General features: G+C 47.6%; 14 protein-coding genes. 12 read left to right on the forward strand and 2 right to left on the reverse strand.

Translation table 11 applies throughout. The features are described from left to right. Positions 1-677 precede the first annotated feature (677 nt). Positions 678-1,709: a sugar phosphate isomerase/epimerase family protein gene (locus tag ACKWCC_RS11240; RefSeq protein WP_413996033.1), complete on the reverse strand. Its 1,032-nt coding sequence runs from the start codon at positions 1,707-1,709 to the stop codon at positions 678-680. 178 nt (positions 1,710-1,887) lie between these two features. On the opposite strand from ACKWCC_RS11240, the gene ACKWCC_RS11245 reads away from it, so the two are divergent. The 11 genes from ACKWCC_RS11245 (at position 1,888) to ACKWCC_RS11295 (ending at position 17,081) form a co-directional block, all read left to right on the forward strand. Beyond that, a complete protein-coding gene (locus ACKWCC_RS11245) occupies positions 1,888-3,969 on the forward strand; it encodes a polysaccharide lyase family 7 protein (RefSeq protein WP_413996034.1) in 2,082 nt (693 codons plus the stop codon). A gap of 92 nt (positions 3,970-4,061) precedes the next feature. Further along, positions 4,062-4,439 (forward strand): cupin domain-containing protein, encoded by a 378-nt coding sequence (locus ACKWCC_RS11250; RefSeq protein WP_413996035.1) that lies wholly within the window; start codon positions 4,062-4,064, stop codon positions 4,437-4,439. 53 nt (positions 4,440-4,492) lie between these two features. Further along, positions 4,493-5,347: an SDR family NAD(P)-dependent oxidoreductase gene (locus tag ACKWCC_RS11255; RefSeq protein ID WP_413996036.1), complete on the forward strand. Its 855-nt coding sequence runs from the start codon at positions 4,493-4,495 to the stop codon at positions 5,345-5,347. A gap of 651 nt (positions 5,348-5,998) precedes the next feature. Beyond that, positions 5,999-9,175: a SusC/RagA family TonB-linked outer membrane protein gene (locus ACKWCC_RS11260; RefSeq protein WP_413996037.1), complete on the forward strand. Its 3,177-nt coding sequence runs from the start codon at positions 5,999-6,001 to the stop codon at positions 9,173-9,175. 10 nt (positions 9,176-9,185) lie between these two features. After that, positions 9,186-10,490 carry a RagB/SusD family nutrient uptake outer membrane protein gene (locus ACKWCC_RS11265; RefSeq protein WP_413996038.1) on the forward strand — a complete coding sequence of 435 codons (1,305 nt, stop codon included), beginning with the start codon at positions 9,186-9,188 and terminating at the stop codon, positions 10,488-10,490. A gap of 244 nt (positions 10,491-10,734) precedes the next feature. Then, positions 10,735-11,436 (forward strand): FadR/GntR family transcriptional regulator, encoded by a 702-nt coding sequence (locus ACKWCC_RS11270; protein ID WP_413996039.1) that lies wholly within the window; start codon positions 10,735-10,737, stop codon positions 11,434-11,436. A gap of 205 nt (positions 11,437-11,641) precedes the next feature. Then, positions 11,642-12,946 carry an MFS transporter gene (locus ACKWCC_RS11275; RefSeq protein WP_413996040.1) on the forward strand — a complete coding sequence of 435 codons (1,305 nt, stop codon included), beginning with the start codon at positions 11,642-11,644 and terminating at the stop codon, positions 12,944-12,946. 27 nt (positions 12,947-12,973) lie between these two features. Continuing rightward, the gene (locus tag ACKWCC_RS11280) at positions 12,974-13,735 is read left to right on the forward strand and encodes an SDR family NAD(P)-dependent oxidoreductase (protein WP_413996041.1); all 762 of its coding nucleotides are present in this window, start codon (positions 12,974-12,976) and stop codon (positions 13,733-13,735) included. Positions 13,736-14,090: 355 nt separating this feature from the next. Then, positions 14,091-15,131 carry a PfkB family carbohydrate kinase gene (locus tag ACKWCC_RS11285; RefSeq protein ID WP_413996042.1) on the forward strand — a complete coding sequence of 347 codons (1,041 nt, stop codon included), beginning with the start codon at positions 14,091-14,093 and terminating at the stop codon, positions 15,129-15,131. Positions 15,132-15,133: 2 nt separating this feature from the next. Next, entirely contained in the window at positions 15,134-15,802 is a 669-nt protein-coding gene (locus ACKWCC_RS11290) for a bifunctional 4-hydroxy-2-oxoglutarate aldolase/2-dehydro-3-deoxy-phosphogluconate aldolase (protein ID WP_413996043.1), read from the forward strand. A gap of 4 nt (positions 15,803-15,806) precedes the next feature. Then, on the forward strand, positions 15,807-17,081 hold the full coding sequence (locus ACKWCC_RS11295) for an NRAMP family divalent metal transporter (RefSeq protein ID WP_413996044.1): 1,275 nt from the start codon (positions 15,807-15,809) through the stop codon (positions 17,079-17,081). A 314-nt stretch (positions 17,082-17,395) separates the two neighbouring features. On the opposite strand, the gene ACKWCC_RS11300 is transcribed toward ACKWCC_RS11295, so the two are convergent. After that, positions 17,396-18,790: a PcfJ domain-containing protein gene (locus tag ACKWCC_RS11300; protein WP_413996045.1), complete on the reverse strand. Its 1,395-nt coding sequence runs from the start codon at positions 18,788-18,790 to the stop codon at positions 17,396-17,398. Between the two features lie 834 nt (positions 18,791-19,624). Here ACKWCC_RS11300 and ACKWCC_RS11305 point away from each other — a divergent pair. Next, positions 19,625-21,022 carry a Gfo/Idh/MocA family protein gene (locus ACKWCC_RS11305; RefSeq protein WP_413996046.1) on the forward strand — a complete coding sequence of 466 codons (1,398 nt, stop codon included), beginning with the start codon at positions 19,625-19,627 and terminating at the stop codon, positions 21,020-21,022. The last annotated feature ends 17 nt before the right edge of the window (positions 21,023-21,039 follow it).

Below are 21,039 nucleotides of genomic sequence, written 5' to 3' on the forward strand. Positions count from 1 at the left end.
TTTAGCGACCCCAAAGGTATGAAGTTTTTGCGCCGCCCTCTCCGGAGATCTGGCCCTAGGACCAGATCTCCGGAGAGGGCTTTTTTCAACAGCAAGCTGTTGCGTTTATCAGTTGAATCCAAGTGGGATTACCTATACCATTTTTTATTCCAAGTTTTCTTGCTAAGAATTCGGGTGTGTCAATACTTAACTTAATGAATGGTTTAGTGATTGGCTTAGCGAACCATCATTAAATTTAAAGGTTCATAATCACCTTTATGTAAGACTATTTTTTGGCAAATCAAAGCACCTGTTCAAGGTTTGTTATTCAAATAAAATTATCGGGCATCAAATATTATTAATACCTTTATAAACAAGTTAATATCGACGGTGAAAGTTACCTATTTGGTTACCTGAAAGAAAAGTTTTGGCGTATTTGTTTGATAATTAAGGGCGTATAGGAAGTCCGTTCGGGCTGCCACCCCGACAGTATGTATGTCCGGTCCATTTTCATTTGGGCCGGATTTTTTTTGGTGATGGTGCTTTGGCGACGGATGCGGCATTGGGGGAGGCCTCAGGTTCCCCCGACGCCTCGGGGCTGCCACCTGGACGGTCCCTTTTAAAATCTCTATGATCCATTGATCACAGGATTTTTTAAGTTTTGATAGTTTGGACTCGCAGGTTCACAATCTTATGTTTTACGGGGTATTTTGCCATGTGTTCCGTAGAAAGCCTAGGTCTCTCTTCATATGGGCAAACACCTCTTTTTTAGGTATGCTTATTTTGCTGTTTCCGTGCTCGGCCCCTCCCAAGTAATACTCCAAATGTAAGGAAACCGGTACGTTGATCTTATACTTTTTAAGGAGCGCAAAGTAGCGTTTAAAATCTACCATTCCTTCTCCAAGGGGAGTGTTGACCGGTTTCCATCTCCCATCCACCAGGCCCCATTTAAAGTCTTTGATGACCAAGGATTTTATGAAGGGTTGAATCTGTCGCAGTCCCAGTTCCCAACTTGTGCCTCCTTCAACTACCGCATGCCTTATATCATATTGGCAACCTATGTGCTGGTTACGTGTGGCAGACAAAATGGGCAGTAAATCCCAAATAGGTGCGCCCACATGATTACCAGCGTGGTTTTGATAACAACCAAATAATCCCAATTCCTCATTTACCCGTTCCAAAGCTTTGGCCTGCTGTGCATAAAGCGCTTGGCTTTCCGCAACCGTTCTATCTTCGGGGTAGTTTAACCAGGCCGTTCGGTAATGGCTAAAACCTAATTTGCTAGCCGTTTCCAACACCCTTAACTCTTCCGGTTCTTTAATATTCCATACGTTTGTGGTCATCGCTTTTGGGGCAATTCCATATTTTTTCATTGCATTTACCGCCTTTGGCAAATTATCTATTACTTTTTCTGGCAAGACATGTCCTTTTGGCCGTACCGTTAGATCCAGGCCATCAAAGCCCATTTCGGCGGTTGCAGCCGCCATTTCGTTGTAGTCCAGAAACTGAAGATGTTTTGAAAACAAATGAACCTCGATTCCATCTGGAGCCCCCAAAGAGGTATTTGAAAGTAAATGGTCAAAGCCCATTAATGGTATACTGCCCAAGGCGGTTGCAGATAACCTCGAGAAATTTCTTCTGGATATGGGCTTGCTTTTGGGCTTCATGACTGACGATGGTTTTTTTAGCTTTGGTAAAGAATTGGTGTTAAAAATTTGCAGGTGTGACAAATATACGTATTTTTGGTAAACCAAATTGGTTAACCAATTTTTAAAATCGTAATCCCAATCGGGTCAACTGCCCCGGCTAACAGGGAAAGCGCAACCGTGGTCCTTTGGTTTTAACGATTTAAAGGATGGCTGCTGCCAATTTACAGCTAGTGCCAAACGATCTTAACAACAGTAAACAATGAACGTAAAATTCCAGATGAACCTCAAAAACGCGGCCATAAAAAGCAACTTATATCCTTTTATGATCGGAGCGGTCCTTTTCATGGGTGCTTGTGGTGGGGAATCCAAAGCGCAAAAAGGTTCGGAAAATGGGGAACGGACCACGGGAACCATCAAAGCCAATGATGTTATACCTTTTTTTCAACATTGGAACTTGATTTTGGGGGATGGCTCCAATGTGGGGCAGGCAACGGACTACAAGAACAAAGATTTCTTTTACACAACTATCGATAATCACGGTAAATGGGTTGTGTTTAAAACTCCAAATGCAGGAAATACCCATGGCACATCGAACAATACCAGAACCGAACTGGCACAATTAAAAAAGTGGTTGCCAAGCACAAAGGCCACTATGAAGGCTACCTTAAAGGTGATGAACGTATCTGCTACGGGAGATGCCAGTGTTGCATCCACCTATTCGGTGGTGGTTGGCCAGATCCATAGTGCAGATGGGCACGAGAACGAACCCCTTAAAATATTCTATAAAAAATTCCCAGGCCATACCAAAGGTTCTGTCTTTTGGAACTATGAAATCAATACTGCTGGTGATGATAACTCAAAACGGTGGGACTATTCCTATCCTATTTGGGGTCATGATTTTTCTGTGGTTGGCGCCAATGCAAATACCTTTCCCCCTGAACCGGAAGATGGCATTGCACTCGGGGAAGAGTTTAGTTATCAAGTGGACATAAACGAAGGGATGTTGTACCTCACCTTTACCAGCAAGGGTCACGAGACCAAAACCTTTACCAAAAATCTTGTTGCCAGTGAATACGGCAGCCCATCCGATATCCCTGAACAAACAAAAGCCCTTTTTGTGCCCATTGGTCAAGATGGTGTGGAACGTAAAAAGGCCTACTCGGACGAGGGACTCTTTTTTAAATTGGGAAGCTATAACCAAACCAATGGTAAAGATCCCAAAGTGAACAGGGTCTGGTGCTCCGGCGCCGAAACCCATGGCGGCGATCTGCAAAAACAATACGCGGATGGCAATTACGCAGAGGTCTGGTTTAAAACGGCCGCCATCACCATTCCCGATGATGCCCTATCCAATCAGGGTTATTTTGCCGCTAACGATGGCCTTAGCGAAAAAACGGTATATCCGAGTGAGGTAATCCCCTTTATGGACAAGTTTAAAATTTTAATGGGTGACGGCACAACGGAGGACAATCTTGTAGATTTTGAAGATAAGGATTTTTTCTACACGGTAATGGATGGCACCAGGCGATGGGTAGTTTATAAAACACCAAATTCCGGTGTCACTTCCAAAAACTCCAGCAATACCAGAACGGAGTTGCACGAAAAACGCAATTGGACCCCCGAAGAGGGCGGTAGGCTCACAGGTATGTGCAAAGTGATGCAGGTTTCCGTTTCGGGAGATGCCAGGGTTGCGGCCTCATATTCCACGGTGATCGGACAAATACATAGCGGTGAAGGGCATGAAAACGAACCCGTAAAAATCTTTTACAAAAAATTTCCGGGCCATAAGAAAGGATCTGTATTCTGGAATTATGAAATAAACACCGCTGGAGATGATAATGCAGGTCGATGGGATTTTTCGACCGCGGTCTGGGGTCATGACATGTCGGTTGTCGGAACCGCCAAGGATAACTACCCACCGGAGCCTGAAGATGGGATTGAACTGGGTGAGGAATTCAGCTATGAAATAAACGTGTACAAAGGGATCATGTACCTCACTTTTGAAAGTGACAATCATGAGACCAAAACCTTTACCAAAAACTTGATTGCATCGGAATACGTAAAAAAGTCGGACATTCCGCAACAGGTAAAAAAACTTTTCGTGCCCATGGGCCAGGACGGCACCGAGCGCCCCACGGCCTACAGTGGGGAATTGAATTATTTTAAACAAGGAGCCTACAATCAGACCAACGGGAAAAGCCCGGATACGAATAGGGTTTGGTCTGCCGGGGCAGAAATCTACGGAGGGGATATTGCCAAGCAATATGAAAATGGCTCTTATACAGAAGTATGGTTTAAAGATGCAACGGTGGGACCAGGTATTCCCCCAAAATCAAACTAAAAATAGAAACCGCGATACCTGAAACCAACTCCACCTTTTGTCAACAAATGGAATGTATTGGGCATCAGTGAAAATAACAATACCAGAAAAAAATGAAACGATTTAGCGACAAGTACATCAGTACCAAGGGAATGGAATGGGAAGAACTCGGTGGGGGCGTCTCAAGAAAATTCTTGGGGTATGACAACCAGATCATGATGGTCAAGGTAAAATTTGATAAAGGGGCTTTGGGCGCGCCACATCAACATTTTCATACCCAGGCCACCTATTGTGTCTCCGGAAAGTTTGAATTTGAGATTGACGGAGAAAAGAAAATTGTGGAAGCAGGGGATGGGGTTTACATTGAGCCCAATTTGTTGCACAGTGCCGTTTGTTTGGAGGAAGGGATACTCATAGACACGTTTAGCCCGGTCAGGGAAGATTTCCTGAGCGGTGATGGTGTTTCCTATTTCGGAGAACAGGACGCTTAAGAAGATTACCAATATAAAGCAACATCTTTGATCTATACGGCTAAGCGGCCAATATGACAAAGCTGTTTTTGCAAGAGGCATCCGGTGCGGAAAAGCTGTTTGTTGGTGGCACCGTTCTCATGAACTCCATGACCCATAACGATATGAAAGACAAGTTGTCTGGCAAGAACGTGCTCATCACCGCAGGTGCCCAAGGCATTGGGGAGGCCATAACCAAACATTTTATTGAACAAGGGGCCCATGTGGCCATAAATTATTTTTCAAGTGCCACCACAGCGAATGAATTGGTTCGCCATGCCCGGTCCAAAGGGCTCAAAGCGGTGGCCATTGGCGGTGACCTTACCACAGAGGCAGATGCCAATGCCTTGGTTAAAAAAACGGTGGACGTCTTGGGGGGTCTGGACATACTCATCAATAATGCCGGATCGCTGGTGGCACGCAAGATGCTGGCCGAAATGGAAACAACTTTTTGGCATAAGGTTATGGACATTAACCTAACCTCAATGATGTTGGTGACCCGTGCGGCCAGCCCCCATCTGGCAAAGAACAATACCAGCAGTATCGTTAACCTGGCTTCCCTGGCCGGACGTAAGGGAGGCCACCCTGGATCATTGGCATATTCCACCAGCAAAGGGGCCATTTTGACCTTTACCAGGGCCTTGGCCTCAGAATTGGGCCCTGAGGGCATACGGGTAAATGCCGTGGCGCCCGGACTCATATTGGGTACCTCTTTTCACAATACCCATACCACCAAGGCATCTGCCCAGGCAACCACGGCGGGTATTCCCATTAAGCGTGCCGGAAATCCCGATGACGTGGCTCGTGCGGTGGTTTACCTTGCTTCCGAGCACGATGGCTTTATCACCGGCGCAACCTTGGACATCAATGGTGGGGTGTACAACATGTAGTCATGCCCGTTCTTGTTTGAAATTCTGCCAAAGAAATTAAATATTTTTTTTGGCCTGTGAAAAAGAAATATAAGGCATGGCCCAGCTACGGGGTATTCTTATTTTGAAGTAGGGCGTAAAAAGAAACCGTTCATCGGCTGGTTTTCAACTGGAAAATCGTATTAAAACGGTCCAGCGTGTTTGTTGGTGCCCCAAAGATTGCGGGCTTTCTTCTATTTAGGCCAAAACAAGGCACTCCAAAGCGGTTCCTTCCCCGTAGTTTTCCAAATGACACACATTTTTCGCCTATAGGTTCAGGGTTCCCTGTCCTTTTCGGCACATTTCCCAGTACCGTTTGTCAATGGAAGAGATGAAAAGTGAACCCCATAATGCCTGGTATCACGTGCAGATCTTGGTAAAAAGGTCGTGTCTGCTTGAGCAGCTTATCATTTTTACGCATCGAAAAATGTTAATTCTTCATTTTTTTCGATAAAAATTTTCCATTAACAATCTAATAACATATATTTGGTTCACCAAACTGGTTAACCAATTTGGTGAACCATAATGGAAAACCAATTTAAAAGTGGTTTTTCGGCCAAAAATGATCAACAGGACAATCGCATTGAGATTGAATGAAGTGTATAACCGAATAGTAACTAAAACTCTAAATTTATGAAGATTACGTTCTTTAAAGGTCTGCTGGCACTGGGCGCATTTGTTTGCTTCGGTGCATCTTGGGCCCAGACGGTAAGCGGAACCGTTTCAGACGCAAGCGGGCCCTTGCCGGGCGCCACTGTTGTGGTAAAGGGTACCACAAACGGGACCCAGACCGATTTTGACGGTGTTTATGCACTGGATAATGTAGCGGGCACCTCCATTTTGGTGTTCAGTTACATTGGCTACAAGACGCAGGAAGTTCCTGTTAACGGACAGGCCACCATCAATGTGATGTTGGAAGAGGATAGCGCCCTTTTGGATGAAGTGGTGGTCATTGGCTACGGTACCCAGAAAAAATCTTCATTGACCGGTGCGGTGGCCAAGGTGGACGGCGGCGATATTGCGGCCATACAGGCACAGCGTGTGGATGAAGCACTTGCCGGAAAACTATCTGGTGTCTTGATACAGAACCAAGACGGTGCCCCGGGCGCAGACCCCAAGATTCAGATACGGGCGGCCTCCTCCATAAACGGGGATTCCAATCCTTTGATCGTGGTGGATGGCTATCCGATCTCCGGCAGTTTGGCCACGGTGAACCCCAATGACATTGAAAGCTTGGAGGTGTTAAAGGATGCCGCCTCTGCCGCCATCTATGGTTCCAGGGGAGCCAACGGTGTGGTCTTGGTCACCACAAAGAAGGGCAAGTCTGGCAAGGCCAGTTTTAGTTATAACACCTATACCAGTACTTCCAGTCGCTATCTTAGGGACAATATCATGACCACCTCCGGAGATTTCGCGGAAATCGCCCGCGCAAACATTGCCAACGGTACCTTTAATGTATCCGACTTAGATCCCCAGGTGGTGGACTACAGGCTCAATGGCTTTGCAAATTCACCGGATGTGGTGAGCGTGGAAGATTGGTTCTTTCGCAATGGGTCCAGCACCAGTCATGACTTTAGCATGAGCGGCGGAACGGATGATGTAAATTATTTTGCCTCGGTTGGATACCTGAATACGGATGGCGTGGTCATTACCCAGGGTTTCGAGAGGATGAACGCACGTTTGAACGTGGATGCCAAATTGGGCGATAAGTTCAGGACCGGTGTCAGTTTTAATGGTTTTATCTCCAGAAGGGACATTGTGGGCCATGATATGCGCGATCTGTTACGGGCCTACAGTGTGCACCCCATATACCATACAGATGCTTCCATTGCCTTTGTACAGCAATTGGACCAGGACGCTCAGGCCCTTGGTCTTGCCTCTTTTGACTCCGGTTTTAGGGGTGGTTCAGATGCGCCTTGGAACAGCAGCATATATACCTTGGAACCTGGCATGACCGCACAGGATTGGCATTACGGTAGGGCCGGTAATGGTATAGGGGGCTCGGGAGACGCTGGCCCGGCCACCAAATTGGACAATACCGATCGCTATCAAAAAACCTTTTTTGGCAATCTTACCTCCTATCTACAATATGAGATCATTGACGGCCTTAACATCAAAACAGTGTTGGGGGGCGATATGAGGGATACGGAAGATTATTTCTGGAGAGGGCTGGAATTTGATTCCAGGGCCCGCAGTACCCAGACCGCCTTAGATCAGACCAATGTAAAAAGGTCTTCCATCTTGAGCGAGACCACCTTGAATTTTGCCAAGGTCATAGGAAAGCATGACATCTCTGTGGTGGCAGGTTTGGAGTATCAGAACTTTTTCATTGAGGGTATCTCATTGCAAGGGTCTAACGTGCCCTTTGGGGACATCATCAACTTCAACCTTTTGGAGCAGGCAGACATTGCCGTTTCCGAACGGGACGAGACCATTGCCAGAAGAAGTGTTTTTGGCAGGGTCAACTACGCTTATGACAATCGTTATTTGTTCAGTGCCTCGGTGAGGAGGGACGGTGATTCCCGTTTTGGGGCCAACAACAAATTTGAGACCTTTCCCGCATTGTCCGTGGGGTGGAACGTTCACAATGAGTCTTTTTGGAATTCTGATGCGCTCAGTCTAATGAAGCTCAGATTCAGTACGGGCTCCTTGGGCACCACCTCGGATTTGGGCGCCTATAATTCCCTGAGCCTATTGAATCCAAGAGCCACTATTTTTGGGAACGGCTTCTTGATCCCTTCGGATGTGGCCAATGATGACCTCACCTGGCAAACCAACACGGAAACCAACTACGGTCTGGATTTGGGGTTTGTAAAAAACCGGTTTAGATTCAGTGCGGATTACTATACATCGGACATCGAGGATATCTTGATCAACCAAAGTGTTTCCGAGGTGTTGGGAACCACCTCCATAAGATTGAACTCCGGTGATGTGAGAAGCTCGGGTGTGGAACTGGAACTTTCCGGTGCCTTGATCAGGAAGAACGATTTTACTTGGAATTTTGGCGCCAACTTCTCTACCGTAAGAACAGAGATCACCGATTTGGGCGGTTTGGATGAGCTGCCACAGACCATTTACGGCCAAAGCGGCAGGGGTCCGGTGTTCAGGAATTATGTAGGTGGCGAAATCGGTGAAATGTGGGGCATTGAAACCACCGGTGAGGTAGAGATGGAGTATCTGTCCAACCCCATTGAATTCCCAGATCAAGAAAGTGGCTGGAGCTATGCCGTTGATCAAAACGGTGATGGTGTCATTGATCGGACAAGAACTGTGGAAGAAGGCGGCGATTTGGTAAAAATTGGCCAAAACACACCAGATTTTTATTGGGGCTTCAACAGCAACATAAGAGTGAAGGATTTTGATATGTCCTTCCAATTTCAAGGAGCCCAGGGCGGAGAAGTTTATAACATCGACCCCCTTTATTACGGTTCCCAGTGGGGCAGGGGCCTAAGGGATGCCTTTGATGCGGATGGCAACGGTCTTGCGGACAACAACGGACAGCCCTTTGTTAGGAACAGGGACCAAACAGATGCCATGATACAGGATGCTTCCTACATTGCCCTGAGAAACCTTACCATTGGCTATACGGTAGATCCGGAGTTGGTCAATAAAATTGGTCTGGGGTCTGCACGGGTCTATCTGGCGGCCACAAACTTATTGTATCTGTGGGGAGATGATTATACTTCTTATAACCCAGAGGGGGTGGAAACCACCAACCCAGGCTATTTGGGCCCCACAACCTTTGGGGTGCAGGTGGGGGCCAGCCCGATCGTGAGAAGCTTTACATTGGGTTTAAATCTTAATTTCTAACAGTAAAAAGATGAAAACAGTTTATAGAATAACACTAGGATTATTGCTGGTACTTACAGCATGCGACAACGATTTGGACCAAGTTCCGCCCAATATCGCCAGTGCAGACTCATTGGAAGACTTTTCCGGTGTGCTCAACGCCGCATACTATTATCAATTGGGTTCGGTTACGCCCATTGCGGTAATGGGAGATTTTAGGGCGGACAACGCCTTTATGTTCGAGGCCCCTTTTACGGAGTTTGATGAGTTTGACGCCGATTTGCCGGTGATGGAAGATCAGTTTTTTGGACCTTTTTACACGGCACTGTACAAATCAATATTGAGTGCCAACAACGTTATAGAGAATTCCAACGATGCCTGTGATGTGGCAGAGGCCAAGTTTTTAAGGGCATTGTCTTACTTTAAATTGGTGCAGGTCTTTGGCGATGTGACCATTAATCTCGCGGTTAGGCCCTCGCCAGAAGACACGTCCGTCTTGGCAAGACAGCCTGCGGCAGAGGTGTACAATACCGTGATCATTCCAGATTTGCAGGATGCCGTGGCCGCTTTGGACACCGAAATAGTCAACGGGAGGGCCTCAAGATGGGCAGCACAGGCATTATTGGGCAAAGTGTACCTTTTTACGGGCAACTTTGGTGCTGCGGAGACCCAACTGGGAGCCGTGGTCAGTGGAGCAAGTAGTGCAGGGATTGAACTTCAGGAGAACTTTGAGGATATTTTTGGAGAGGAAAACGATTTGAATTCAGAAATCATTTTTGCCACCCAAGTATCCAGTTCCATCGTGGACGAGTACGGTTTCTCGGAATTTTGGTCTTGGTCCGGCGGCTTGGATACCAAATCCCTGGAGCCTTTGGACCCCGATCTCATTGCTGCCTTTGATGCCAGTCCGGGAGATTTGAGACGGGCCGTGACCATTGATGAGGCCATATTGGCCTCCCCAAAATTTCCACAGACCAACGGACCAGAACATGATTGGATCGAAATTCGATTGGCCGATGTGATTTTAATGTATGCCGAGGCATTGAACGAAAACGGCGATACGGCCGGAGCTTTGGTGGAGCTCAATAAAATAAGGGAAAGGGCCGGTTTGGCAAATTCTGTTGCCACCACCCCGGCCGAGGTAAGACAGGCCATTCTGGACGAAAGAAGATTGGAACTGGCCTTTGAGGGGCAGCGCTGGTTTGATCTGGTGAGAACGGGTACGGTCGATGCCGAAATGGGAGAGGCCATAAACCCCAACTATTACCTGTTTCCGGTGCCCATTTCAGAAATATTGGCAACAGATGGGGTCGTCACCCAAAATCCGGGATATTAAGCAAGGTTTTACGCCCAGGAAAAAAGTGGCACCTTGTGTCAAAAGTGAGAAAAAGTTTTAAAGGAATTGGTTTGAGTGAGTTGAAAATGGTTTTGCTGGTTCTCTTAACGGGAACCAGTAAAACAACTCAAATCTGTACAATAAAACCCATTAAATGAACGGTATGAGTCCTAGTTTCTTTTATGCTAACCAGAATTTCAGTAATTTTAACAAACCAATCTGGTTAACCAATTAACACGCAAAGATGAAATTAGAGCTCCTCACAAAAAATGAAAATAAGGATATTCAACATAACATTATCGCCAAAATAAGGGACTTGATAAATTATAAGAATTTGGAACCTGGGGACAAGCTCCCTTCGGAAAGGATGTTGTCCGAGAAGTTTGAAGTGAGCAGAACCAATGTGAGGGAGGCCATCCAGAAATTGGAGTTTTACGGTATCTTGAAATCCAAACCGCAAAGCGGCACCTTTGTGGCAGATATAGGGCAAATAGCAATGAACGGGATGATGGAAGATATTTTGAGATTGGAGGATCCCGATTTTAAATCCTTGGTGGAAACCCGGATCTTATTGGAGCTTAAAACGGTGAAGTTGGCCGCACAAAGACGGGGGCCGGAAGACTTGGTGAGGATGGAGAAAGCCCTTTTGGCCTATAGTGATAAAGTGAACAAAGGTGAGGATGCGGTGCAGGAAGATCTACTTTTTCATTTGGCCATTGCAAAGGCAAGCGGAAACAGCACCATGAACACCTTTATGTTGATCATAACCCCAGAGATCATCACCAACTTTGAAAAGTACCATGTTTGTGATAAGGGCATGGCCTTTATGGGCGAGCAAGAACACCAGGACATATTTGATGCCATAAAAGCGCAAAATCCTGCCTTGGCAAAGGAAAAGATGAAAATACACTTTAGGGCACTTTATCAATATTGTTATAACATCTGATTTTAAAAGTTTGGGAACTCCGGTCATTTCCATACTTCCTTAAAAAGAGCTTGGAGCGTTTGGAAGCATTTATGGGGTTCAATGTGGTCAGGGGATTTTGTTGAGCATTCAAAAAGGATTTTACCAAATTCTTGGTCAATTTTTTTTTAGGGCAGTTTGTCCTACTGGGATTGTTGTGTCCACATTTAAATAAAAAGTAGTGACGATGAAACTAAACGGATTAAGATGGTGGGTCATTGGGCTTATAGCCCTGGCCACGGTAATAAATTATATAGACAGGCAAGCTTTGCCCGTCTTATGGCCCGATATCGCGGAAGAATTATATCCCGAGAAATCGGCCGATGAACGCAAGGGCATCTTTGCCATAATTTCCACGGTGTTTATTTTTTCCTATGCTTTTGGCCAAGCCATTTTCGGGAAGATTTTTGACAAGGTGGGCACTAGAATCGGATTTGCGCTCTCCATAGGCTTTTGGTCTTTGGCCACCGCCTTGCATGCCTTGGCCAAAGGGGTGGTTAGCCTCAGTATCTTTCGTGCGCTCTTGGGAGTTTCTGAAGCCGGTAACTGGCCGGGTGCGGCCAAAGGGAATGCAGAGTGGTTTCCAACAAAAGAACGGGCGTTTGCCCAGGGATTGTTCAATTCAGGGGCCGCCATTGGGGGCATTGTGGCATTTCCCGTGCTGGGAATGCTATCTGTCTATCTGGATTGGCACTGGATTTTTATCTTGGTGGGCGCCCTGGGACTTTTATGGCTCATACCTTGGTGGATCATTGTAAAATCACCGCCCAAGGATCATCCCTGGATAACCGAGGAGGAACGGGAGTACATCCTAACCGGTCAGAAGAACCAGGATTTGGATAAGGGTGGGGAGTTTGATGATGGTTATAATCCCGAAACCGGTAAGATGCTGAGGCATAAAGAAAGTTGGGGCGTTATCTTGGCCTCAGCAGCTTTGGATCCCATTTGGTGGTTGTTCATTTTTTGGATTCCCATTTACCTAAATGAGGTGTACGGTATGGATGTCAAGTCCATAGGCTTTTATGCATGGGTGCCCTATGTGGGGGCAATGTTCGGGGCCTGGTTCGGTGGGCTCCTGGCCCAAAATCGCATCAAGGTGGGCTGGTCGGTGAACAGGACGCGCAAGTTTGTCATTTCCTTGGGCTGTTTGATCATGTTGCCCACATTGATCGCCATGGCCAATCCCGGAGGACCCGAGACGGCGGTGCTTTTAATGGCCATTATCCTTTTCGGTTTCCAGACGGCCATAGGCAATGTACAGACCCTTCCCAGTGACCTTTTTGGAGGAAAAACCGTGGGTACCCTATCTGGGTTTGCGGGTACCGCCGCCAAGTTGGGCGCCTTTGGCCTAACGGCCTTGGTGCCATGGCTCACCTCGGGAGGCAATTACACCCCGGCATTTATCATTGGCGCCGCACTGGCCATCATTACCATGGCAAGTGTTTGGTTGCTTATTCCCAACATTGAACCCTTGACAGAACGGCACAAATAGAAACAACACCATTTAATTAGATATAATATGAGCAATAAAGGAAAAGTAGCCATAGTTACCGGCGCAACCGGTGGTATCGGTTTTGAAGTGGCCAAGAGATTGGGCAAGGACGGATATAGCGTAATCTTAAACGGCATTGATGATGAGGCCGGGGCCAAAAGAGTGGAAGAACTCAAGTCAGAGAACATCACGGCAGAATATAGGGGGTTTGATGTTACCAACGAAGAGGCCGTGGACACCAACATCAAGGGCATAGGGAACAAATACGGAAAAATTGATGTATTGGTGAACAACGCCGGTGGTCTGGGCGGAAGATCTCGTTTTGAGGAAATGACCACAGCGTTTTACCGAAAGGTAATGGCCTTGAACCTGGATTCCGTTTTCTTCGCTTCAAGAGCCGCCATCCCCTTTCTTAAGGAAGGCGAGCATCCCACCATCATTAACTATACCTCAAACGCAGGGTGGACGGCTGGTGGACCCGGAGCAGGTATCTACGGAACGTCCAAAGCCGGTGTGCATGCCATTACCAGGGCCTTGGCCAAAGATTTGGCAGAGTATGGCATTAGGGTCAATGCGGTTTCCCCCGGGACCATAGATACGCCTTTCCACGCACAGATAAAATCTACCAAACCAGAAGTTTTTGCCTCATGGGCAAACAATATTATGTTGGGCAGGTTGGGCCAGCCGGAAGATGTTGCCGGCGTTATCTCTTTCTTGGCAAGTAAAGATGCCTCTTTTATAACGGCAGAAACCATCCAAATAGGTGGTGGCCAGGCTTTGGGTATTTAAAACAAATGATTTTATGGTGCTTTTTGCTGTGTGGGTGTCTATGTGACTAACCAAACCTGCATGGCAAAAAGTATTCTTTTAGAAATGTGAATTAGATGAAACGAGCATTGAGAAATTGCTAAAGCTACTTCCCAAAAGACGATGCTTAAATTCTTAATGCGGAGCGTTGCGGTTGTCCCGCACTTAAGGAATCCTCAATTTTCAATTCGCTTGTTTTTTGATAATGAATAAGATTTAAACATATGGAATGAGCCATGACAATGCTGGATACCAACCGAAATGTTGATTGGCGAATTATACCCGCCTGAACCGTAACGGGCAGGTCTGACCTTAAAAAACAAATAAATAGCAAGAGATGAAAAAAGTAGTGACCTTCGGGGAGATTATGCTGCGTTTGGCGCCCCCGGGATATCTTAGGTTTTCCCAAACCAATAGTTTTGATGTTGTATATGGCGGTGGCGAAAGCAACGTTGCGGTCTCCCTTGCCAATTATGGCGTGCCCGTGGATTTTGTGACACGCCTTCCCAAAAACGATATCGGGGAATGTGCCTTGATGGAGATGCGAAAGAGAGGGGTAAATACCCAGAATGTTATTTTCGGGGGAGACCGGCTCGGCATTTACTTTTTGGAGACGGGAGCGGTGAGCAGGGGAAGTAAAGTGGTCTATGACCGGGCGCATTCAGCGATCTGTGAAATAGAACCGGGAATGATCGATTGGGAAAAAGTCTTTGACGGTGCCGGATGGTTTCATTGGACCGGAATTACACCGGCCATATCCCAAGGTGCGGCAGACGCTTGTTTAGAGGCTTTAAAAGTGGCCAGTGAAATGGGTGTTACCATCTCAACGGATCTCAATTACCGGGCCAAACTATGGAATTACGGCGGGGACCGTGAGGCCATTATGACCGAGCTTACGAGCTATTGTGACATTATTTTGGGCAACGAGGAAGATGCCGAAAAGCACTTTGGTATCCACCCAGAGGGCTTGGATGTGCACAAGCACGGGACCGAGGTAAAAGCAGAAGCCTTTTTATCGGTCTGTAGGCAGATGATGGCAAAATTCCCCAAGGCCAAGAAAGTGATTACCACTTTGAGAGGCTCTATTTCCGCATCGCACAATACATGGGCGGGGGTGCTTTATGACGGTGATAAAATGTACAAAACCCGCCAATACCAGATTACCGATATCGTTGACCGGGTAGGTGGTGGCGATTCCTTTATGGGCGGACTCATTTACGGCTTGTTGAAATATCCGGAAGACGACCAGAACGCATTGGATTTTGCGGTTGCGGCATCCTGCTTAAAGCACACCATAAAGGGCGATGCCAACTTGGTAACCGTTGAAGAGGTGAACAAACTAATGGGCGGTGACGCCTCCGGCAGGGTGGCAAGATAGCTATGGCACAATATTCCAGAATAGAGGTGGCAACGGTAATGAAGGAAACTGGAATGGTTCCTCTGTTTTACCATCCAGATGTTGATCTGGGAAAAAAAGTGCTCAAAGCATGTTATAATGGCGGGGCGCGCTTAATGGAGTTTACGGCACGTGGCGATTTTGCTTTTGAAGTATTCTTGGAGCTCAACAAATATGCCATCAAAGAACTTCCGGGAATGATCATTGGGGTCGGTTCCATAACCGATGCCGCCGCGGCCTCCATTTTTATGCAAATGGGCGCAAACTTTATTGTTACCCCGTCCCTGAGGGAAGACATTGCGATCGCTTGTAATCGCAGAAAGGTGTTATGGTCCCCTGGCTGTGGCTCACTGTCAGAAATCAATAGGGCCGAGGAACTGGGCTGTGAAATCGTTAAGTTGTTTCCGGGGGATGTTTATGGCCCAGGTTTCGTGAAAGGGATCAAGGGGCCGCAACCATGGACCAGCGTAATGCCCACGGGTGGGGTAAGTACGGCTGAAGAAAACCTCAGGGCGTGGTTCAATGCCGGGGTTACCTGCGTAGGAATGGGGTCAAAATTGATAAGTCAGGACATATTGGCAAGAAAAGACTTTGAGGGCCTGGAAACTTTGGTTCGAAGAACCTTGGGAACAATTTTAAAGTTAAAAAACTAGCCTTATGGAAACACCCAGGGCAAGTGCTTCGGTTCTTAAAAGGTTCATTGCAATGGTACTTGCCTTTGGCCCGGGTATTTTTGCTATAGGGTACACCATTGGCACAGGCAGTGTAACCTCCATGATCGTTGCAGGAAGTACCTACGGCATGCAGTTGCTGTGGGTGCTCTTGTTGAGCTGTATTTTCTCTGGTCTTTTGATGTACGTTTATGGCAACTACGCCTTAATCTCCGGAGAAACGGCATTGTACAGTTTTAAAAAGCACATCAAAGGCGGAAAAATTCTTGCTATTTTAATCATTATCGGTATTTCATTCGGTCAATGGAATTCCCTAATGGGTATTTTGGGAATTTCCTCAAACATCATTTATGAAATTCTTCTCATTTACTTTCCACATTTGGAAGGGTTTAGATATGAGACGGTTTTATTCGTGGCCATTATGGTGATCGCTGCCATGTACGCTCTTTTATTGGTGGGTAAGTACACCTTTTTTGAAAAAATCTTGGTTCTTTTCGTTACCATAATGGGATTGTCCTTTTTAGTGTCCCTTTTTATGGTGTACCCTTTGCCGATCGAAGTTGTTCAGGGGTTAGTGCCTTCCATTCCCGAGGTAGAAGGGGGGCAGATGATGGTTGCCGCCTTTGTGGGAACCACCATGGCCGCGGCCACCTTTTTATCCAGACCCCTTTTTGTAAAAGGAAAGGGTTGGACCATTAAAAACGTAAAACAACAAAAGAAGGATGCCATTGCGGCCGCTTGCCTGGTGTTTGTGATCAGCGCCTCGGTTATGGCGGTGGCCAGCGGAGCCTTGTTCCATCAAGGGCAACCCGTGACCAAAGTTTTGGATATGGTGCATACCTTGGAACCTGTAGCCGGCAAATTTGCCCTGACCCTTTTCTTTTTTGGCACCTTGAGTGCCGGACTTTCCTCTATTTTCCCCTGCTTGCTCATTGCGCCCATCTTAGTGGCAGATTATCAATCCGGGGAATTGGATACGAGCTCCAAGCAATTTAGAACCATTACGTTCCTTGCCTGTCTGTTCGCTTTGATCGTTCCCGTTTTTGGCGCCAACCCCATTGAGATGCAAATTGTTTCCCAGGTGTTTAACGTATTTGTGCTACCGGTCGTTATCATGGGCATACTGTTGCTCATTAACAACAAAAGAACAATGGGGGAGAACACAACGGGTCTCTGGGTCAATTTGGGGTTGGTAACCGCGCTGTTCTTTGCCTGTGTCATTTCCTTTAATGGGCTATTGGCACTTGTAGATTATTTTTAAACCCAAGTTGTTCACTAGACTTTTGTCAAAAGGGGGTATCCCGTGTGTTCGGGACCAATAAAATCAAGACTTTAGCCATTGACGCGCCCGCCCGAACCTGCTTTTCGGTACGGGCGGGCCTGCCCGAACGTACTTTTGGGTACGGGCGGGCCTGCCCGAACGTGCTTTTCGGTACGGGCAGGTAGCCATCGCTGCGGTGAGTGGGCAAAACACAGTGCAACGATCGGTCTTGCGGGCATGTGCAGCTGTAACAGAATTCCTGTCGTTACATCTGGGTTAAGGGTTTTCCACGGTATAGGTCGGCGCAACAGGGGCTATACCGCCATATGGAGTTGGTTTGCGGCACCCCATTCCCCAATGACGGCCATCACCTCATCATTTGCCTGCCTATTCCTTTTCCCGGCAATCTGTACGATCGCTTTTCCGCGCACCTCTATGGTAAACCATGGTTTTTTTATATTGCCCCTTACCCGGCTTAGACTGAATATGTGCGCGTAACCCTCCTGACAGCTTTTGGCATAGCCAAAAACACAGTGGTGCAGATTCTTACTTTCCTCGAGCAGTCGCTTTCCATCGGTGATTTCTTCGATGATGTACGAAAACGGGTCCTTTACGCACAACCACTTTTCAATGGCCATGGGCTCCCAGGTATAACTTACATATTCCGGGCGGTAGGTGAAGTTCATCTCCCAGTCTCCCAGGGCCCGTTGCACGGAGGCAAATGTCCTTCCCTTTAGGCTGTAGGCCAAGGGCACCTCACAAAAATACCGTTGGGCCTCAAAAAAATCGATATGGTGCGAAAAGACGTACGCTTCCTCCAGCGCTTCCCGGTTGTTGGCAAGGAATCTGAAAACACTTTGCCAGAAAACAACATCGTTTTCGAACGTGGCAAATTGGTCCTTGAAGATCTTACTGGCATCCAACATTCGGTTCAATGTGGTAAAATCATTTGGACGCTCTTTGAGAACCCTTGCGGCCATGACAAAGCGCTCCAAGATATGATCCTTGGCATCTGGCAACCGGATCACATTTTTTTGGAGAAGGGCATTTTCTGCTTTGGTGAGCTTTAAATGGGCGGGAAAAATGCTGCGTAGGCGCTGCCCGTCCAATATCTGTACAATGGTTCTGTAAACCTGATAGTTGCCCATGACCAGGTATGGAAACAAAAAGGTGGGTAACCTAACCTGCACAAAAAGATGGTGCAACAATTGGTCAAGGCTTTTGTGAAAGACGGTAAGGATACCGCGCTCCCCATAGCGTACCATCTCTTTTTTTAATGATCGTGCACCAAGATCCGGACGCTCGGAGAGGATAAACAGGTTCATTAAAAGGTACCTTGCATCCAGATGGCCACCCAACGGAATTCCGAATCCCAAAAAATCTTGGAGCAGGCGCAGGCTTATCTCAAATTGGTGCTGCGTCTGTCTTCTTATGGGGGTATCGCTCTGAAATGCCCACAAAATGGCCAATACCAAGGGCTTGTAACTTATGTGATAAGCACCAATGGCCCCATTGAGCCCCTGGAGCCAACAAAGCAATCGGTTTATGATGGTGGTGTCGGACCATAGCAACAATTGGCTTAAACCATATTCCAGATCCGGTTCGTGTTCCAGCACTTCCCCTACGGTTTGGAGTTGGTTTTCGTTCAGCAGCGTCTTCGCTTCCCGGGAATGGTGCCACACAGGCCCCTGTTGTTCAAAGTACTTCATTTACGCCTCACATAGTTCCTAAATTGCGCGCACATCGTATTACCATCGCAAGTACATCAAGTTCACTATGGCCCGGTGAGGCCTTCTTGGGTTCCCTGCCTTGCAGCCGTATTTGGATTTCCGGGCGCTATCGGCAAATTATGATATTTTGTTGATTTTGCTTTGGGAATTTCGTGAAGCTATCAACCAAAACAAGCAAATCTTCCTCGTTGTTCAGGGCGTATGATACTTTTTACCTTTTCCACTGGGTTTTAAGGCCCTCCGTCCATTTATCCTAATCTTTTGGAATGATGCGGCCTAAAACCCTGGATATCAACAATGTTGCCCAAGCACGCTTGGAAAGACAATTCCATCGCCTCGAAAAAGCAGGATGGATGTAATGGCTTGTTCAAGGTTTGGTCTTGCGGTTTGTATGGTGCACGGGTCAACCATGCAGCATCAGTGCCCTTCTGTTTACAATGGTGCGCTTTCTTTTCTGTTGTGCTGTTCGTGGGCTTGGATAATGCTAAGCACTTGCGTAAGGTAACCCAAGAATCGGGAATCCTTAATACACCCAGGGAGCATCAAGGACCTATTGACCAAGGAGCCAAAGCCCCCAAGGTTCCGCAACGCTTACCTCTTTGGTCTGGCTTTGCGCGCCACCAAAACCATTGGGCCCAATTTAAAAAAATCAGTAACTTGCCCATAGCTTATAATCAGGTCAAGGTATCCTTTTCCCCGACGTTTTATGGGGCAGTGCACCAAGGCCCAATTCACGGCCCGTAAATGGCGGCCCAAAGCAAAGACAAAAGTGGCCAGGGCATACCCATAACGACCGTTTAACAAGAAAAAGCAATGAACCCCAACAGAAGAAATTTCCTTAAAAAAACCTCTTTTGCCAGTGCCGGCCTGGCCATGGCCCCCACGGTGATGAATGCCGGTTTGTTCGGCAATGCCCGGCCCTCCAGTGCCCGCTATATGGGCGGTTTCGCGGCTCCCAAAATGGATACGGTGCGGTTTGCCCTCATTGGTGTGGGCGCCCGCGGTTCCGGCCATGCCAGGCAGATCGCTTCCATTGAGGGAACCGAGATCGTGGCCATTTCCGATCTCTATGACGATCTTGCCAAAAAATCCAAGGAAGCCTGTGCCGAACGGGGAAAAGGGGAGCGGCACCAAAAAATAAAACTATATACGGACGGGGAGAACGACTGGAAGAAGATGTTGAGGCGCGAAAAGCCGGACGCCGTGATCATTTCCACCCCTTGGAAACTGCACGCCCCAATGGCCATCGCGACCATGAACGCGGGTGCCCATGCCTTCGTGGAGGTGCCCCTGGCGCTTACCCTACAAGAAATGTGGGCCTTGGTGGATGTGTCCGAAAAGACCCAGAAGCATTGCATGATGATGGAGAACGTGAACTACGGCAGGGAAGAGCTCTTGTACCTGAACATGTGCCGACAGGGGGTGATCGGGGAACTTCTGCACGGGGAGGCCTCTTATATTCACGAACTTCGGTTTCAGATGAAGGAAGAAGAACGGGGCACCGGTTCTTGGCGAACACCGCACTACGCGCATAGAAATGGTAATCTGTACCCTACCCATGGTCTGGGGCCCGTGGCCCAGTACATGAACATTGCCAGGGGAGAGGACACCTTTGCCTTTATGAACTCTTTCTCTTCCCTGGCCCGGGGGCGGCAGCTGTATGCGGAGAAAAATTATCCGGCGGACCACAAATGGAATGCCTTGGAATACAAGGGGGGAGACATAAATACCTCCATCATAAAAACGGAAATGGGGCGCACCATAATGGTCCAATGGGACGAGACCAGCCCAAGGCCCTATTCCAGGCACAATCTCATCCAAGGCACCAAAGGAACCTTGACCGGTTTCCCCACCCGCATTGCCCTGGAGGGTGGGGTGGAAGGCATTACCAAGGACCACCACAGCTGGGCACAGGGAGAGGCACTACAGGCCGTTTTTGAAAAGTACGAACACCCCCTCTACAAACGGTTGGGCGCCCTGGCCACCAAAATGGGCGGTCATGGCGGTATGGACTTTATGATGCTCTACCGCATGGTGGAGTGCCTGCGCAAGGGAGAACCCTTGGACCAAAACGTTTACGAAGGTTGTCTGTGGAGCGCCGTTACGCCCTTGAGCGAAGCCTCCGTGGCCGCCAACGGGGCTCCGCAACAGTTCCCCGATTTTACCAGAGGGGCCTGGAAAACCACCGAAGCCTTGGCCATTGTTCCCTGAGCAAGGATGCGGGGAAA

It is taken from the genome of Maribacter aquimarinus (assembly GCF_047345505.1).
In the GTDB taxonomy this organism is placed as follows: domain Bacteria; phylum Bacteroidota; class Bacteroidia; order Flavobacteriales; family Flavobacteriaceae; genus Maribacter.

Bases quoted from the DNA above. Each gene is read 5' to 3' on its own strand.
- ACKWCC_RS11245 (WP_413996034.1), top strand. From the start codon at position 1,888: ATGAACGTAAAATTCCAGATGAACCTCAAAAACGCGGCCATAAAAAGC.
- ACKWCC_RS11250 (WP_413996035.1), top strand. From the start codon at position 4,062: ATGAAACGATTTAGCGACAAGTACATCAGTACCAAGGGAATGGAATGG.
- ACKWCC_RS11255 (WP_413996036.1), top strand. From the start codon at position 4,493: ATGACAAAGCTGTTTTTGCAAGAGGCATCCGGTGCGGAAAAGCTGTTT.
- ACKWCC_RS11260 (WP_413996037.1), top strand. From the start codon at position 5,999: ATGAAGATTACGTTCTTTAAAGGTCTGCTGGCACTGGGCGCATTTGTT.
- ACKWCC_RS11265 (WP_413996038.1), top strand. From the start codon at position 9,186: ATGAAAACAGTTTATAGAATAACACTAGGATTATTGCTGGTACTTACA.
- ACKWCC_RS11270 (WP_413996039.1), top strand. From the start codon at position 10,735: ATGAAATTAGAGCTCCTCACAAAAAATGAAAATAAGGATATTCAACAT.
- ACKWCC_RS11275 (WP_413996040.1), top strand. From the start codon at position 11,642: ATGAAACTAAACGGATTAAGATGGTGGGTCATTGGGCTTATAGCCCTG.
- ACKWCC_RS11280 (WP_413996041.1), top strand. From the start codon at position 12,974: ATGAGCAATAAAGGAAAAGTAGCCATAGTTACCGGCGCAACCGGTGGT.
- ACKWCC_RS11285 (WP_413996042.1), top strand. From the start codon at position 14,091: ATGAAAAAAGTAGTGACCTTCGGGGAGATTATGCTGCGTTTGGCGCCC.
- ACKWCC_RS11290 (WP_413996043.1), top strand. From the start codon at position 15,134: ATGGCACAATATTCCAGAATAGAGGTGGCAACGGTAATGAAGGAAACT.
- ACKWCC_RS11295 (WP_413996044.1), top strand. From the start codon at position 15,807: ATGGAAACACCCAGGGCAAGTGCTTCGGTTCTTAAAAGGTTCATTGCA.
- ACKWCC_RS11300 (WP_413996045.1), bottom strand. From the start codon at position 18,790: ATGAAGTACTTTGAACAACAGGGGCCTGTGTGGCACCATTCCCGGGAA.
- ACKWCC_RS11305 (WP_413996046.1), top strand. From the start codon at position 19,625: ATGAACCCCAACAGAAGAAATTTCCTTAAAAAAACCTCTTTTGCCAGT.